Annotated in this window: 17 protein-coding genes; 6 read left to right on the top strand and 11 right to left on the bottom strand. The window is 74.0% G+C overall.

The window, feature by feature from the left end; genetic code table 11:
- Nucleotides 1-1,401 carry an ATP-binding protein gene (locus tag NYF13_RS17375; protein WP_315658093.1) on the bottom strand — a complete coding sequence of 467 codons (1,401 nt, stop codon included), beginning with the start codon at nt 1,399-1,401 and terminating at the stop codon, nt 1-3.
- Between the two features lie 100 nt (nt 1,402-1,501).
- On the opposite strand from NYF13_RS17375, the gene NYF13_RS17370 reads away from it, so the two are divergent.
- Nucleotides 1,502-2,299: a hypothetical protein gene (locus NYF13_RS17370; protein ID WP_315658092.1), complete on the top strand. Its 798-nt coding sequence runs from the start codon at nt 1,502-1,504 to the stop codon at nt 2,297-2,299.
- A gap of 6 nt (nt 2,300-2,305) precedes the next feature.
- Here NYF13_RS17370 and NYF13_RS17365 read toward each other — a convergent pair whose 3' ends face one another.
- From NYF13_RS17365 to NYF13_RS17355, 3 genes are all read right to left on the bottom strand, one after another.
- Nucleotides 2,306-3,358 carry a ferrochelatase gene (locus tag NYF13_RS17365; RefSeq protein ID WP_315658090.1) on the bottom strand — a complete coding sequence of 351 codons (1,053 nt, stop codon included), beginning with the start codon at nt 3,356-3,358 and terminating at the stop codon, nt 2,306-2,308.
- A 118-nt stretch (nt 3,359-3,476) separates the two neighbouring features.
- Complete coding sequence (gene fabI, locus NYF13_RS17360) at nt 3,477-4,244, bottom strand: enoyl-ACP reductase FabI (RefSeq protein ID WP_315658088.1); 768 nt, start codon at nt 4,242-4,244, stop codon at nt 3,477-3,479.
- A gap of 39 nt (nt 4,245-4,283) precedes the next feature.
- Complete coding sequence (locus NYF13_RS17355; protein ID WP_315658086.1) at nt 4,284-4,988, bottom strand: beta-ketoacyl-ACP reductase; 705 nt, start codon at nt 4,986-4,988, stop codon at nt 4,284-4,286.
- 377 nt (nt 4,989-5,365) lie between these two features.
- Between NYF13_RS17355 and NYF13_RS17350 the strand changes: the two genes are divergently transcribed.
- Nucleotides 5,366-5,836, top strand: coding sequence for a tRNA (cytidine(34)-2'-O)-methyltransferase (locus NYF13_RS17350; protein WP_315658085.1), 471 nt, complete (start codon nt 5,366-5,368; stop codon nt 5,834-5,836).
- 84 nt (nt 5,837-5,920) lie between these two features.
- On the opposite strand, the gene NYF13_RS17345 is transcribed toward NYF13_RS17350, so the two are convergent.
- The 4 genes from NYF13_RS17345 to NYF13_RS17330 all read right to left on the bottom strand — a co-directional run bounded on the left by NYF13_RS17345 (nt 5,921) and on the right by NYF13_RS17330 (nt 9,753).
- Complete coding sequence (locus tag NYF13_RS17345) at nt 5,921-6,901, bottom strand: VWA domain-containing protein (protein ID WP_315658084.1); 981 nt, start codon at nt 6,899-6,901, stop codon at nt 5,921-5,923.
- Nucleotides 6,902-6,998: 97 nt separating this feature from the next.
- On the bottom strand, nt 6,999-7,943 hold the full coding sequence (locus NYF13_RS17340) for a DUF58 domain-containing protein (RefSeq protein ID WP_315658082.1): 945 nt from the start codon (nt 7,941-7,943) through the stop codon (nt 6,999-7,001).
- 4 nt (nt 7,944-7,947) lie between these two features.
- Nucleotides 7,948-9,021, bottom strand: a complete 1,074-nt coding sequence (locus tag NYF13_RS17335; RefSeq protein ID WP_315658080.1) for a MoxR family ATPase — start codon at nt 9,019-9,021, stop codon at nt 7,948-7,950.
- 177 nt (nt 9,022-9,198) lie between these two features.
- Entirely contained in the window at nt 9,199-9,753 is a 555-nt protein-coding gene (locus tag NYF13_RS17330) for a nucleotidyltransferase family protein (RefSeq protein ID WP_315658078.1), read from the bottom strand.
- Between the two features lie 72 nt (nt 9,754-9,825).
- Between NYF13_RS17330 and NYF13_RS17325 the strand changes: the two genes are divergently transcribed.
- Both NYF13_RS17325 and NYF13_RS17320 read left to right on the top strand, forming a co-directional pair.
- Nucleotides 9,826-10,611: a GNAT family N-acetyltransferase gene (locus tag NYF13_RS17325; RefSeq protein WP_315658076.1), complete on the top strand. Its 786-nt coding sequence runs from the start codon at nt 9,826-9,828 to the stop codon at nt 10,609-10,611.
- A 109-nt stretch (nt 10,612-10,720) separates the two neighbouring features.
- Entirely contained in the window at nt 10,721-11,140 is a 420-nt protein-coding gene (locus NYF13_RS17320) for a helix-turn-helix transcriptional regulator (protein ID WP_315658074.1), read from the top strand.
- Nucleotides 11,141-11,352: 212 nt separating this feature from the next.
- Here NYF13_RS17320 and NYF13_RS17315 read toward each other — a convergent pair whose 3' ends face one another.
- A complete protein-coding gene (locus tag NYF13_RS17315) occupies nt 11,353-11,718 on the bottom strand; it encodes a VOC family protein (protein WP_315658073.1) in 366 nt (121 codons plus the stop codon).
- 93 nt (nt 11,719-11,811) lie between these two features.
- Complete coding sequence (locus NYF13_RS17310; RefSeq protein WP_315658071.1) at nt 11,812-12,810, bottom strand: 4,5-dihydroxyphthalate decarboxylase; 999 nt, start codon at nt 12,808-12,810, stop codon at nt 11,812-11,814.
- Between the two features lie 86 nt (nt 12,811-12,896).
- Between NYF13_RS17310 and NYF13_RS17305 the strand changes: the two genes are divergently transcribed.
- Nucleotides 12,897-13,523, top strand: coding sequence for a TetR/AcrR family transcriptional regulator (locus tag NYF13_RS17305; RefSeq protein WP_315658069.1), 627 nt, complete (start codon nt 12,897-12,899; stop codon nt 13,521-13,523).
- Nucleotides 13,524-13,541: 18 nt separating this feature from the next.
- Here NYF13_RS17305 and NYF13_RS17300 read toward each other — a convergent pair whose 3' ends face one another.
- A complete protein-coding gene (locus NYF13_RS17300) occupies nt 13,542-13,955 on the bottom strand; it encodes a helix-turn-helix domain-containing protein (RefSeq protein ID WP_315658067.1) in 414 nt (137 codons plus the stop codon).
- 124 nt (nt 13,956-14,079) lie between these two features.
- Between NYF13_RS17300 and NYF13_RS17295 the strand changes: the two genes are divergently transcribed.
- A complete protein-coding gene (locus tag NYF13_RS17295; RefSeq protein WP_315658065.1) occupies nt 14,080-14,913 on the top strand; it encodes an enoyl-CoA hydratase/isomerase family protein in 834 nt (277 codons plus the stop codon).
- Nucleotides 14,914-14,915: the final 2 nt, after the last annotated feature.

Here is a 14,915-nt window from a genome sequence, read left to right as displayed (position 1 = left end):
TCATTGGCCGTACACCGTGGTGTGCTCGTCGGAGTCCTTGGCCAGCCGCCGGGCCAGGAACAGCGACTCCAGCGCCAGCTCGACGGCCGCGGCGATCCGGCCCGCGGGCTCGTCGGCGGCCACCCCGGCCCGCTGGGCGACCTCGTGCAGCACCGGCAGCTCCGGCAGCGCGGCGAGCACGTCCTTGCCGGGCACGCGCTCGCCGGTGGCCACCAGGTGCCCGTCGGCCACCGCGTCGGACAGCGGGCGCAGGTCCAGCCCGGCGAAGCGCTCGCGCGCGGTCTCCGCCACGGCCCGGCGCATCAGGTGCACCAGGTGCTCGACCTCGCGTCCCTCCTCCCCCGGCTCGAACTCGATCTTGCCGCGCAGCACGGCGGGCACCGCGTCGAGGTCGACCGGGCGGGCGACGGGCGGCTCTTCACCGATCAACGCGGACCGGCGCAGCGCCGCGGCGGCTACGGTCTCGGCCGCGGCCACCGCGAACCGTGCGGACACCCCCGAGCGCTGGTCGACCACCGGCGACTCGCGCAGGTTGCGCACGAACCGGGCCACCACCTCCAGCAGCGGTTCCCCCACCTCGGCGACCAGGTTCGCCTCCTGGCGCACCACGGCCACCTCGGCCTCGACCTCCAGCGGGTAGTGCGTGCGGATCTCGGCGCCGAAGCGGTCCTTGAGCGGGGTGATGATCCGGCCGCGGTTGGTGTAGTCCTCGGGGTTGGCCGTGGCGACGAGCAGCACGTCCAGCGGCAGCCGCAGGGTGTAGCCGCGGACCTGGATGTCGCGCTCCTCCATCACGTTCAGCAGCGCGACCTGGATCCGCTCGGCCAGGTCGGGCAGCTCGTTGATCGCCACGATGCCGCGGTGGGCCCGCGGCACCAGGCCGAAGTGGATCGTTTCGGGGTCGCCGAGGCTGCGGCCCTCGGCCACCTTGACCGGGTCGACGTCGCCGATCAGGTCGCCGACCGAGGTGTCCGGGGTGGCCAGCTTCTCGGTGTAGCGCTCGCTGCGGTGGCGCCAGGCCACGGGCAGCTCGTCGCCCAGCTCGGCGGCGCGGCGGATCGACGCGGGGGTGATCGGCTCGAGCGGGTGCTCGCCCAGCTCGGCGCCCTCGATCACCGGCGTCCACTCGTCGAGCAGCCCGGCCAGGGTGCGCAGCAGGCGGGTCTTGCCCTGGCCGCGTTCGCCGAGCAGGACGACGTCGTGCCCGGCCAGCAGCGCGCGTTCGAGCTGCGGCAGCACGGTGCGGGAGAAGCCGACGATGCCGGGCCACGCGTCGCGGCCGTCACGGAGGGCTTCGAGGAGGTTGTCGTGGATCTCGCGCGCGATGGGGCGCGGGGCGTGGTGGCCGGCGGCGCGGAGCTCGCCGGCGGTGCGGGGAAAACCGTCTGGAACAGCGTTCACCCCTTCGACGCTACTGAGTGTTCGGGAGTACGTCGATGTGGAGCGACTCCAGCGTGGGCACTCGATCGTCCCCGCCGGGCGGCGGGTAAAATAGGGCGTCGTGTGCCGTCCCAGTGCGACTCTCGCTGTCTGGTCCTCCGCGTGGCTGAACGGAGCCGCGGCTTCCGACGACGTGCTCGACTCCCTCGAAGCCTGGGGTGAGGCGCACGACGTGGTGGCGGCCGACGCACCCGCGGCCGACGCCTTCGAACTGCCGCTGGCCTTCAACCGCGCGGCCACCCCGGTCCAGCTGATGATGGCGCTGCGCGCCCAGGGTGCCAAGTGCGCCCAGCTCGTGCTCCCGGTCCCCGGTGACGTCCGGGGACTGGGCGGCGGTGGCCCGTTCGCCGAGGCGGCCCTGCGCAGCGGCGACGCGGTGGTGCTCGGCGAGCTGGGCTTCGGCCTGGTCCCGGAGCCGGTGGCCGAGGGCCTGGTGCGCTGGACCGTCTACTCGCTGACCGCCCCGGCCCCCCTGGAGTACCAGTCCCTGCCCGATGCCGAGCACGGCCTCACCGACGCCATCCGCGCGAGCGCCGGCGCCCTGCAGGCCCTGGACGTGGCCAGCGACCGCCCGAGCGTCCGCGCCGAGCTTTCGGCCCACCTGCGCGCCCGGCCCCAGGTCGAATGGCCGGCGGGCATGCCCCCGCGGTCGCTTCGCGTGCTTCAGCGCGCGGAGGAGGTTTCGGCCATCCTCGCCATCGCCCGCACCGACGACCCCGGGGGCGCCCTGTCCGCTTCCGCCGCGGTGCAGCGAGCCGAAGCCCTGCGCCCCTTGGCCGACGCGGTCCGCACGGCCCGGGCCGCGGCGGTCAACGAGGCGGTGCGGGTGTTCTCGGACCAGGGTGACCGCCACCCCTGAGCGGGCTCAGGCGGGCCGGGCCGCCGGGCGCCGGGCCGGTTCGCAGCACCCGATCGCGCAAGGCTCGCCGTTGCGCGTGCAGCCCGCCATCGGGAACGTGGAGAGCTTCCGCGCCGGTGCGTCCGCCACCTGCTCGCGGATCAGCTCGACCACCAGCTCGGCGAAGCGCGGGTCGGAGTCGGGCGTGGCGGCGCGGGCGAAGGCCATGTCGTGCTCGGCGGCCCGCTCGGCGGCCTCGTTGTCCAGGTCCCAGATCACCTCGAGGTGATCGGACACGAAACCGATCGGGCTGACCACCACGGACTCGGCCCCGCGCTCGTGCAGGGCGTCGATGTGGTCGACGATGTCCGGCTCCAGCCACGGGACCTGCGGCGGTCCCGACCGCGACTGCCACACCACGTCGTACTCCGCGATGCCCGCCTCGGCCGCGACCAGCCGGGCCGCCTCGGCGATCTGCCGGGAGTAGCGGTGACCGCCGTCCGACGGCGGGCCCGCGGCGCGGTCGGCGCTCACCGGCACCGAATGCGCGGTGAACACCGTCCGGGTGCCGGGCCGGTCACCGAGCCGGGCGTGGGCCGCGCGCACCGCGTCCGCGACCGCCGAGACGAACAGCGGGTGGTCGAAGAACTGGCGCAGCTTCACCAGCTCCGGCGCGTCCTCGCCGACCGCGGCCCGGGCGCGCTCGATGTCCTCGTCGTACTGACGGCAGGCCGAGTAGCCGCCGTAGGCACTGGTCGGGAAGACCAGCGCGCGCCGCACGCCGCCGGCCTTCATCTCGGCCAGCGTCTGCTCGACCATCGGGTGCCAGTTGCGGTTGCCGAAGTGCACGGGCAACCCGAACCCCTCGGCCGCCAGGTGCTCCTCCACCGCCGCGATGGCCGCGCGGTTGAGCCGGTTGATCGGCGAGACCCCGCCGAAGTGCTGGTAGTGCTCGGCCACCTCGAGCAGCCGCTCGCGCGGCACGCCCCGGCCCCGGGTGACGTTCTCCAGGAAGGGCATCACCTCGTCGGGACCCTCCGGACCACCGAACGAAAGCCATAGCAACGCGTCGTAACCCACCCGCCCATCTTGCCGCTGTGGCCGCCCCCACGCCGAGCCGGGCTCGTTTTGCCGCCGAAGACCGCGAACGGCCCCCGCGCGAACTACCGCGCGGGGGCCGTTGCTCCGGGGCCACGGCTCAGATGCCGAGGGCGTGCACCCCGCCGTCGACCATGATCATCGAGCCCGTGGTGGCGGGCAGCCAGTCCGAGAGCGCGACGCAGACGGTCTTGGCCGTCGCGGTCGGGTCGGAGCTGTCCCAGCCGAGCGGGGCGCGCTCGTTCCAGCCGTCCTCCAGCTCGTTGAAGCCGGGGATGGACTTGGCCGCCATCGTCTTCATCGGGCCCGCGCTGACCAGGTTGACCCGGATGCCGCGCGGTCCGAGCTCCTTGGCCAGGTACCGGTTCACCGACTCCAGCGCGGCCTTGGCCACACCCATCCAGTTGTAGGCCGGCCACGCCACGCGCGCGTCGAAGTCCATGCCCACGACCGACGCGCCCGGCGCCAGCAGCGGCAGGGCCGCCACGGCGAGCGACTTGAAGGAGAAGGCCGAAACGTCCACCGCGACCTTCACATCCTCGCTCGGCGCGTCCAGGAACGGCGCGCCCAGGCAGGTCTGCGGCGCGAAGCCGATCGAGTGCAGCACGCCGTCGAGCCCGTCGACGTGCTCGCGCACCCGGCCGGCCAGGCTGCCGAGGTGCTCGGGGTCGGTGACGTCCAGCTCCAGCACGGGCGCCGCTTCGGGCAGCCGCTTGGCGATGCGTTCGACCAGCGACATCCGGCCGAACCCGGTGAGCACCACCTTCGCCCCCTCCTGCTGGGCGATCTTGGCCGCGTGGAACGCGAGGGAGGCATCGGTGATGACGCCGGTGATCAGCAGCCGCTTGCCTTCGAGCAGTCCGGGCAACGGGTTCCTCCAGGTCGTGGGTGTACGGGGATCAGGACGTCAGTGACCGAGGCCGAGGCCGCCGTCCACGGGCAGCACGGCGCCGTTGACGTAGCCGGCGTCGTTGGAGGCCAGGTACCGCACGGCGGCGGCGATCTCCGCGGGCTCGGCGTAGCGGCCCGAGGGCACCGAGGCGAGGATCTGCTGCTTCCGGTCCTCGGGCAGCGAATCGGTCATGTCGGTGCGGACGAAACCGGGCGCGACGACGTTGGAGGTGATGTTGCGCGAGCCCAGCTCCCGGGCCAGCGAGCGCGAGAAGCCGACCAGCCCGGCCTTGGAGGCCGCGTAGTTGGCCTGGCCGGCCGAGCCGGAGAGGCCCACCACCGAGGAGATGAACACGAACCGGCCCCAGCGGGCGCGCAGCATCCCGCGGGAAGCCCGTTTGGCCACCCGGAACGCGCCGGTGAGGTTGGCGTCCACCACGCGCTCGAACTGCTCTTCGCTCATCCGCATCAGCAGCGTGTCGTCGGTCAGACCGGCGTTCGAGACCAGCACCTCGACCGGCCCCTGGTGCTCTTCGACCTGCTTGAACGCGGCGTCGACCTGCTCGGAGTCCGTGACGTCGGCCGGTACGCCGAAGAGGCCTTCGGGCGCGCCGGACCCGCGGTGGGTGACTGCCACCCGGTGCCCCTGGGCGGCCAGGTCCTGCGCGATCGCCAGACCGATCCCCCGGTTGCCGCCGGTGACCAAGACCGACCGTCCCACTGCTGCTCTCCTCTGCTCGACCGAACCGTGCCGGATGGAGGCTATCGGCCGTCCCGGGCGGCTCCGCACCCGGCGCCACCCCACCGTTCCGGCGCGCGGCGCCCGTCCCGAGGACCGCCGGGGAACCGCGCTTCGACCCTGCTGGTTACCCGCCGGTTGGTCACCGTGAGTCGCGACACAGCAGGCCGGGGGCAGCGCGGCCGGAGTCGGCAACCTGCCTGCCGGTCGATCACCACCTGCTTCACGCCGGTGTTCGTCGTGGCTCCCGTGGCCGCGGGGCCGGGTGGCTGGCCGGTGCTCGCTAGATTGGACCGGGTGAGCCCGCCCCGGCTCGCCCCGAGCGTTCCTGCCCGCCCCGCCACCTCGTAAGGCCAGCCATGTTCCGCGTGCTCTTCTACCGGCCCGAAATCCCGCCGAACACCGGCAACGCGATCCGGCTGGCCGCCAACACCGGTTGCGAGCTGCACCTGGTCGGGCCGCTCGGCTTCACCCTGGAGGACAAGCAGCTTCGCCGCGCGGGCCTGGACTACCACGACCTGGCCCGGGTCCGCGTGCACGACGACCTCGAAGCCGCCTGGCGCGCCCTGAGGCCGGCCCGGGTCTACGCCTTCAGCGCCTCGGCCACCCGCCTGCACACCGACGTGGCCTACGAACCCGGCGACGTGCTGATGTTCGGCCCAGAGTCGGCCGGACTGCCCCCCGAGGTCCAGCACGCCCCGGAGGTGACCGACCGCGTGCGGCTGCCGATGCTGCCGACCAGCCGCTCCCTGAACCTGGCCAACACCGCGGCGATCAGCGTCTACGAGGCGTGGCGCCAGCACGGGTTCGCGGTGCCCGGGACCCCGTGAAGGCTTTGTGACACAGGCCGGGACACCGGCTCAGGTCCGGGCCTGAGCCGGTGTCCCGGCCTGCTTCGGGCCGGGGGATCCGGGTCAGGGGATCCGCTGCCCGATCAGCAGCGCGGCCGCCGCACCGGCCATCAGCATCAGCGTGCCGATGACCACCCACGGCTTGCTCGCGTCGGCGTCCTTGAGCTCGTAGCCGATCTGCTCACCGAGGTCGGCGTACACCCGTTTCAGCTCGTCGGCGCTGGCCGCCTTGTAGAACTCGCCGCCGGAGAGCTGGGCGATCTCGTGCAGGGAGTTGTCGTCCACCTGCACGTCCTGGGGGCGGCCCTCGATCTCGACCGAGCCGTGGCTGGTGCCGAACGAGATCGACGAGATCGGCATGTGCGCCTGTTTCGCCGCCTGCGCCGCGGTGTAGGCGCCGCGCGGGGCGTACAGGTCTTCGGGCACGGTCTGCTTGCCGTCGCTCATCAGCACGATCCGCGCGGGTGGCGGCCCGTCCGCGCCGCCGACCACGGCGGAAAAGCTCTCGATCGACTGCAGAGCCGCGAAAATGCCCTCACCGGTGGCCGTGGACTGCGCCAGCTTCAGGTCGCCGATCGCCTTCACCACGCCGGCCCGGTCGGTGGTCGGGTTGACCAGCACCGTGGCCGTGCCCGCGAACGAGATCAGGCCCAGGTTGACCCCCGGGGTCAGGTTCTTCGCGAACTGCGTGGCCGCGTCCTGCGCCGCCTTCAGCCGGGTCGGCGTGACGTCGGTGGCCTCCATCGACAGCGAAACGTCGATCACCAGCATCACCGTGGCCCGGTTGCGCGGCACCTTCTGCTCGGCGGTCGGCCCGGCCAGCGCGACGGTGAGCACCAGCAGCGACAGCACGATCAGCACCGCGGGCAGGTGCCGGATCCAGCCCTGCGCCTTGGGCGCGACCTTCTCCAGCAGCTCCAGGTTGGCGAACCGCAGCACCCGCTTGCGCCGCGCCCGCTGGGCCAGCGCGTAGCCCACCGCGACCGCGGCCACCAGGATCAGCAGCAGGAACCACCAGGGCGCGGTGAAACCGGTCAAGCTCATGCCCCCGCCTCGCTCCCGCTCAGCACCGTCCGAAACGCTGCCCGAAACGCCACCCGGGCCGAAAGCGCAGCGCCCGATCGGTCCCGCCCGAGCCCGGTCACGCCGCACCCCCGGACCACCGGCGCTTGCGGGCCACGACGAACCGCACCAGGTCGGCGATCCAGTCCCGGTCCGTGCGCAGCACGAGCTGCGCCGCCCCGGCCCGGCGCAGCGCGGCCGCGACCTCCTGGCGGTGGGCGTGCGCCGCGGCGCCGAACTCCTTGCGCAGCAAGGCGGAAGCGTGCACTTCGCGCTGTTTTCCGGTCTCCGGGTCGGCCAGCACAACGGTGCCCACGTCGGGCAGCTCGACGTCGCGCGGATCCAGGACTTCGATGGCGATGAGCTCGTGGTGTCCGCCGAGCGCGCGCAGCGGCCGCTGCCAGTCCGTGGGCCCGAGGAAGTCGGACATCACCACGGCCAGGCCACGCCGCCGCGGCGGGCGCCGCAGCTGCTCCAGCGCGTCGGCGAGATCGCCGCGCACCCCCTCCGGCGCACGCGGGGTCTCGGCCATCCGCCGGACCAGCCCGCGGGCGTGGGCGAGGCCGCCGCGCGCGGGGATCCGGGCGGTGCTTTCGCCGTTCGACACCAGCGCGCCGATCCGGTTCCCGCCCCCGCCGGTCAGGTGCGCGACGGCGGCGGTCGCGCAGACCACCAGGTCGCGCTTCTCGCACAGGGCGGTGCCGAAGTCGAGGCTGGCCGACAGGTCGGCGACCAGCCAGGTCTCCAGCTCGCGGTCGGCCACGGTCTCCCGGATGTGCGGGGTGGTGGTGCGGGCGGTCACCGCCCAGTCCATCCGGCGCACGTCGTCGCCCGGCTGGTAGGTCCGCGCCTCGCCCGGCTCCGAACCCGGGCCCGGCACCAGTCCGAGGTGGTTGCCCTGCAGCAGTCCGTCGAGCCGGCGGCGCACGTCGAGTTCCAGGGTGCGCAGCCCGGCCTCCAGCCGTTCGCCGCGCAGCACCGGCGGCGCCCAGCCCGGGCGCTCGCGCTGCGGTTGCTTCGCCACCGGCCTACCTGACGGGCGCGCCGGCGGGGACCGGGCTGCCCGGCCCGCTCCCGCCCTGCGGCCGGGCCGAGACCTGCGGCAGCGGCACGGTCTGCAGCACCCGCGTGATGATGTGCTCCACCGGCACGCCGTCGGCCAGCGCGTCGTAGGACAGCACGAGGCGGTGGCGCAGCACGTCCGGCACCACGTCGACGACGTCCTGGGGCAGCACGTAGTCGCGGCCGCGGACCAGCGCGAGCGCGCGGGCGGCGGCGATGATGCCGAGGCTCGCGCGCGGCGAGGCGCCGTAGGACACCCAGCCGGCCACGTCGGTCAGCCCGTGGTCGCCCGGGGTGCGGGTGGCCAGCACCAGGCGCACCACGTAGTCGACCAGCGCGTGGTGCACGAACACCTGCGCGGCGACGCCCTGCAGCCGGACCAGCTCACCCGGGCTGAGCACCTCGTGCGGCACCGGCGGGGTGACGCCCATCCGGTAGATGATCTCGCGCTCTTCCTCGGCGGTCGGGTACTCGACCAGGATCTTGAACAGGAACCGGTCGCGCTGGGCCTCCGGCAGCGGGTAGACGCCCTCGTTCTCGATCGGGTTCTGCGTGGCCAGCACCAGGAACGGGTCGGGCATGGGGAAGGTCTGGCCGCCGATCGACACGTGCCGCTCGGCCATCACCTCCAGCATCGCCGACTGCACCTTGGCCGGCGCGCGGTTGATCTCGTCGGCCAGCACGAAGTTCGCCACCACCGGGCCGAGCTCCACGTCGAACTGCTCGGCGCCCTGGCGGTAGATCCGGGTGCCGAGGATGTCGGCCGGCACCAGGTCGGGGGTGAACTGGACCCGGGAGAACGAGCCGCCCACCACCCGCGCGAAGGTCTCCACGGCCAGCGTCTTCGCGACGCCGGGCACGCCTTCCAGCAGCAGGTGGCCCTTGGCCAGCAGCCCGACGAGCATCCGCTCCACCAGCCGGTCCTGGCCGACGATGATGCGCTTGACCTCGAACACGGTCCGTTCCAGCAACTGGGCGTCCCGCGCCGGCGTGCCGGACTGCGGCCCGTTCGCGCCCTCGGCGTAGCCGGGCTCGGTCACTCTGCCTCCTGTGGTCCTGTGCGTGCGGCTCGCCCGCGACCGTAGCGCCTCGCGGGAGCCGCCGTCCGTCCGGCACGCCCACCCCCGCCGGAACCCGGCGGTCCGTCCGGCCATGCAACCGCACCACCGGTATGGCAGCTGTGAAGACCGCGAAGCGCGGGACACGCGTGACACGGCCTAGCGGTGGCGCTCCAGGTCGCCGGGCGTGTCGATGTCCTCGCTCTCGCCCGGTTCGGCGCGGACGTCCACGAGGGACAGCCCGCCGAGCGTCCGGCGCAGCGAGGCGTTCTCCGGCGGCTCGGGCAGGGCCGCTCGCAGCGCCGCCACGCGCCAGGCGCCGAGCAGCCACTGCCGCTCCCCCTGCTCGTCGACGAGCAGGGCGCCGTCGGCGGACCGGTTTTCCCGCGCCGTGCGCAGCCGGTCCACTGTGGACCTTCGCACGCCGGGCAGGTCGGCCGCCAGCAGCACCACGACTTCGGCCGTGGCGGGCACCAGCGCCAGGCCCGCGGCCAGCGCGGCCACCGGACCGGTGCCGGGCACGGGCTCGCGCGTCCACACCACCCCGTCGTGACCGGGCCGCTGCGGGCCGACCACGACCAGCGGCTCCGCCCCGCCGGCCGCGGCCACCGCGCGGGCGAGCAGGGAGCAGCCGCCCACCACCAGCCCGGGTTTGTCCACACCGGACAGCCGGCGCGCGGCCCCACCGGCGAGCACGATCCCCGCGTACGGCACTGCGGCCTCCCCTTCGCCCGGCCGCCGGAAAACCGTTCCCCGGGCGGGCGGGGTCCACGCTAGCGTCCGGGCATGCCCGACGCCGCACTGCTGCTCGCCGCCTACGACGACCAGGTCCGCCGGGCCGAGCTGACCGTCCCGGAGCCCGGGCTGCGGCTGGACCCGGACGGGCCGGTGGTCCGCGTGACCGGTGGCCGCCGCGGGCTCGTCACCGGCCGGCCCGACCTGGGGGTCACCGAGCCCGCGCTGGACGCGCTGATCCGCCGCCAGCAGGACTGCTTCGCCGCCCGCGGGGAGGGCTTCGAATGGAAGACCCGCGGCCACGACCGGCCCGCGTCGCTGCCGGAGCGGCTGCTCGCGGCCGGCTTCGAGGCCGAGCCGCGCGAGACCGTCATGATCGCCGCGCTCGCCGACGTCGCCACCTCGCCCCCGCCACCCGGCGGCGTGGTGGTCCGCGAGGCCCGCGGCCGGGCGGACCTGCGGCGGATAGCCGCGCTCAGCGCCGAGGTGTTCGGCACCGACGAGGAAGCGCTGGCCGCCGACCTGATCGCCCGCCCGGACGCGGCGGTCCACGTGGTCGCGGAGTCCGGCGGCCGGCTGGTCTCCGCGGCGCGGCTGGAGTTCGTGCCCGGCACCGGCTTCGCCGGACTCTGGGGCGGGGGCACCCGGCCCGGGTGGCGCGGCCGGGGCCTGTACCGGGCGCTGGTCGCCCACCGCGCCCGCCTCGCCGCCGGCCGTGGCGTCCGCTACCTGCAGGTGGACGCCGCCGAAGCCAGCCGCCCGATCCTCGAACGGCTCGGCTTCACCGCGGTCACCACGACCACGCCCTACACCTGGACCCCGCGGGCGGACCGGTGAGCCGGCCCGAGCCCCGAGGGTGACCGAGTCACGGCCGGGCCAGCACGCCCGCACACCGGGGCTCGACCGCGCGCCCGCCCGGCACGCGACCGGCAGGCACAATGAAGGCATGCGCCCCGACCTCGACGAGCTGCGAAGGCTGCGGCGCGCCCGCGACCGGATGGACCGCGAGTACGGGCAGCCGCTCGATGTGGCCGCGCTGGCCCGCACGGCGCTGATGTCGGCCGGGCACTTCAGCCGCCGGTTCCGCGACGCCTACGGCGAGACGCCGTACTCCTACCTCATGACCCGCCGCATCGAGCGGGCCAAGTCCCTGCTGCGCCGCGGCGACCTGAGCGTGACCGAGGTCTGTTTCGCCGTCGGCTGCACCAGCCTGGGCTCGTTCAGCGCCCGGTTCACCGAGCTGGTCGGCCAGACGCCCAGCTCCTACCGCGCCGGCGACCACGCGCAACTGCGGGCGCTGCCCGGCTGCCAGGCGATGGTGCTGACCCGGCCCCGGCGGGTGAAGCCGGCCGAGGCGCAAGCCTGACCCACACGGTCGCGGGCGGTCTCCGGAGGGTGGCGGGCATCGCCGTGAACACCAGCAGGGCCGACCGCGAACGGCGAAGTCGATTGCGCCGCCGTGGCCAGCTCGTTCGCGGCTCCGCTCGGGGACGCGGTCGACGCGGCGAACGAGAGCCAGGTCTGCACCCGCCGCACCGGCCGCATCCGACGCCCGCCGCCCCGGGCGGTGGCGGCAGCTCAGCGCGGCCCGTACAGCACCAGTGTGTTGCCCCACGGGTCGCGCGCCACGGCGCGGACCTCGTGCGGGCCGGTCTCGGGCGGGCGGACCACGGATCCGCCGCGCGCCACCACGGCAGCCAGCGCCGCGGCCACCTCGGGCACCTTGAACGAGGCCGCGGGCACCCCGCCGGTGACGTCCTCCCCGGGGCCGGCGAGGGCCAGCGTGGTGGGGCCCGCGTCGAGGGCGGCGTAACGGCCGCCGTCCACGAACTTCGTCGCCAGGCCGAACGCGCCCGCGTAGAACCGGACCGCGGCCTCGACGTCGGCCACCGGGTGCAGGACGTTGCCGATCTCGACCGGGACGGCCCCGGGATCTTCGCTCACCAGGCGACCGTACCCGGGAGGCCACCGCGCGGCGCACCGTCGAGCACCGCTCACGGCCCGTGGCCGAAGACCAGCAGTCTGGGCCGGCCGGCCTCAGGTGTCCAGCAGCTCCGGGACGAAGATGTCCTCGCTGGTCAGCCGCTCCCGCGAAAGGCCCTGCTCGTGGTGGTAGCGCAGGAAGGTGTCGACCGCGTGGCGGTTCTCGGCCACGCCGTAGGGCCACCAGTCCTCCGGCATCAGCCGCCGGTTCTCCGCGAACAGCTCGCTGAACCACGGGGTGATCACCGCCATGTGCTGCTTGGCCGCCCCGTCCAGGTACTGGCGCCGGATCCGGTCCTTCGCGGCCAGGAACGCGTCGTACACCGCCCGGGCGACGCCGGGGTGGGCAGCGTGGAAGTCCTTGCGGATCGCCACCACGTGCATCATCGGGAAGATGCCGGTCCGCGCGAAGTACTCCCGCTCGACCCGCTCGTGATCGGGCCAGAGCCGGCGGATCCGGCCGGTGCCCTCCAGCACGGATTGCGGCACGTCCACCGACAGCAGGGCGTCGATCTCCCCCGCCTCCAGCATCGCCACGAGGGTCTCGCCGGCACCGGCGTGGCGGACGCTCACCCCGTCCGGCACCGGCTGCGGCACCCAGGAGAACGGCGGGAGCGGGTGCTCAGTGCCGCCGATCACCCAGCTCATCCGCTCCGGGGTCACCCCGTGCTCCTCGGCCAGCACGCCCTTCATCCAGACCCCCGGGTCGTGCCCCCACAGGGCGAACTCGCCGACCGTCCGGCCCACCAGGTCCTCGGGCCGGGTGATGCCGCTGCGGTCGTCGACGAACAGCGCGGAGTGGCGGAAGTGGCGGTTCGGGAAGACCGGCAGGGCCAGGAACGGTGATTCCGCGGTGTCCCACAGCCGGAGGAAGTAGGTCAGCCCCAGCTCGGCCACGTCGTACTCGCCCCGCACCATGCCCTGGAAGATGTCCGAGACCAGGGGCGCGGTCGTCGCGGTGACGTCCGCGCCCTCGATCGGCACGGTCCCGTCGAAGACCGCGGTGGTGTGCTCGTAGCCGAACCCGCCGAGCCGCAGGGGCACGTCGCCCATCATCGACCTCCTCTATCGTGAACGACCATTCACATGAAGTATGGGATGCTGACCGGCACGAAGTCAAGGCGAATGACCGTTCATTCATGGACGGCCGGAGAGGGAACGGCATGCCCCGCATCACCAGCGAGCACCGCTCGGCCAACCGCGACCAGATCATCGCGGCCGCCCGCCGCTGTTTCGCCCGCCAGGGCTTCCACGGCACCTCGATGCCGGACATCGCGGCCGAGGCGGGGGTGTCCACCGGCGCCCCGTACCGCTACTTCAGCGGTAAGCAGGAGCTGATCGTCGAGGTCGCCCGGCTCGCCTTCGCGGCCATCTTCGACCCGGTCCTGCGGCGCCTGGAGGAATCCGAGGACGTCACGATCGCCGAGCTGGTGGCCACCGCGGTCCAGGCGACGCCCGCCGGTGCGGCGCCGGACCGCGCCGAGCTGCTGCGCTGCGGGGTGATGGCCTGGGCCGAGCTGCTGCGCAACCCCGGCCTGAACGGGCCCGCTCAGGCCGGCTTCACCCGCGTCACCGGTGAGATCACCCAGGCGCTGAGCCGGGCCCAGGCCGCCGGACGGCTCGCGCCGGAGGCCGAACCCGAAGCGAACGCGCGCGTGATCATGGCGCTGCTGCACGGTTTCCTGCTCCAGCGCGTCGCCTTCGGCCGGACCGACCCCGACGCCCTCGCGCACGACGTCCGCGCGGCGATCACCGGGGGCGGATGAGCACCGTCCGCTGTGGACTCACTCGGCCGCGCCCACCCGGCGGTCGTAGCCCTGCTGGGACCGCCGGATCTCTTCGGTGTGGGCGACCGTCCAGTCGTAGAGCCGGCCGAACGGCTCCCGCAGCGACCGGCCGAGCGGGGTCAGCGAGTACTGGACGCCGACCGGCGAGGTGGGCAGCACGCGGCGCTCGATCATCCCGTTGCGCTCCAGGCGCCGCAGGGTCTGCGTCAGCACGCGCTGGGTGACGCCTTCGAGGCGGCGCTTGATGTCGTTGAACCGCCGGGGTTCCTCCAGCACGGCCATCACCATCATCGACCACTTGTCGGCGATCTGGTCGAGGATCGGGCGGCTGGGGCAGTCGGCGCGGTAGACCACACCGTCCGCACCGCCCGCGAGACGGTCAGCGCTGTGACCGGTGTCGCGCAGGTCCATCCCGGTATCCTCCCCGATACTTGAGCTGCCGGAAGTGCGTTGTTGACGCCGGTCGCCCGCCGCCCCAAGCTAGGTATACATCAGGAACCTAGGTGCCGGCCAGGCACGATTTCGGAGATCCCCCATGTCCCAGTACGCCTACACGACCCTCCGGGTGCGCCGTGAGGACGGCCTCGTCCGCGTCACCCTCGACCACCCGCCGGTCAACGTGCTCGACGTCGCCCTCATGTCCGACCTCCGCCACTTGCTGACCGCGCTGCGCGAAGACCACGAGGCGCGGGTGATCGTGTTCGCCAGCGCCGACCCGGACTTCTTCGTGGCGCATGTGGACATGTCCCTTGTGGACACCCCGGACGCCTTCGACGGGCTCGCCGCCGGCGCCCCCGAGGGGGTCAACGTGTTCCAGGCCCTCGGGGAGCTGCTGCGGCACCAGCCCCAGGTGACGATCGTCAAGCTGGCCGGGCTCGCGCGCGGCGGCGGGGCGGAGTTCGTCACCGCGGCGGACCTGGCCTTCGCCGCGATCGGCCGGGCCGGGATCGGCCAGGTCGAGGCGCTGATGGGCATCGTCCCCGGCGGCGGGGGCACCCAGTACCTGGCCGACCGGATCGGCCGCAACCGGGCGCTGGAAGTGGTGCTGGGCGCCCGGCTGTACGACGCGGAAACCGCCGAACGCTACGGCTGGGTCAACCGGGCCGTCCCGGCCGACCGGCTCGACGAGTTCGTCGACCGGCTCGCCCGGGACATCGCCGCGCTCCCGGAAGGCGTGGTCGCCGCGGCCAAGCAGGCCCTCCCGCCGCGGGACCTGACCCCCGGCCTCCGGCGCGAGCACGAAGCCTGGGCCGCCCAGTTCGCCCGCCCCGCGGCCGAGCGCCTGATCCGCGCGGGCCTCGCCCACGGCGCCCAGACCCGCGAAGGCGAGCGCGACCTGGAGGGTCTGCTCCGCGGCCTGGAGAGCTGAGC

Source organism: Amycolatopsis sp. PS_44_ISF1 (genome assembly GCF_032335455.1).
Taxonomy (GTDB): domain Bacteria; phylum Actinomycetota; class Actinomycetes; order Mycobacteriales; family Pseudonocardiaceae; genus Amycolatopsis.
The sequence above is the reverse complement of the archived record's forward strand: the minus strand, read 5'-3'. Positions and strand labels throughout refer to the sequence as shown.

Bases quoted from the DNA above. Each gene is read 5' to 3' on its own strand.
- NYF13_RS17350 (WP_315658085.1), top strand. From the start codon at position 5,366: ATGTTCCGCGTGCTCTTCTACCGGCCCGAAATCCCGCCGAACACCGGC.
- NYF13_RS17345 (WP_315658084.1), bottom strand. From the start codon at position 6,901: ATGAGCTTGACCGGTTTCACCGCGCCCTGGTGGTTCCTGCTGCTGATC.
- NYF13_RS17295 (WP_315658065.1), top strand. From the start codon at position 14,080: ATGTCCCAGTACGCCTACACGACCCTCCGGGTGCGCCGTGAGGACGGC.
- NYF13_RS17325 (WP_315658076.1), top strand. From the start codon at position 9,826: ATGCCCGACGCCGCACTGCTGCTCGCCGCCTACGACGACCAGGTCCGC.
- NYF13_RS17310 (WP_315658071.1), bottom strand. From the start codon at position 12,810: ATGGGCGACGTGCCCCTGCGGCTCGGCGGGTTCGGCTACGAGCACACC.
- NYF13_RS17305 (WP_315658069.1), top strand. From the start codon at position 12,897: ATGGACGGCCGGAGAGGGAACGGCATGCCCCGCATCACCAGCGAGCAC.
- NYF13_RS17300 (WP_315658067.1), bottom strand. From the start codon at position 13,955: ATGGACCTGCGCGACACCGGTCACAGCGCTGACCGTCTCGCGGGCGGT.
- NYF13_RS17320 (WP_315658074.1), top strand. From the start codon at position 10,721: ATGCGCCCCGACCTCGACGAGCTGCGAAGGCTGCGGCGCGCCCGCGAC.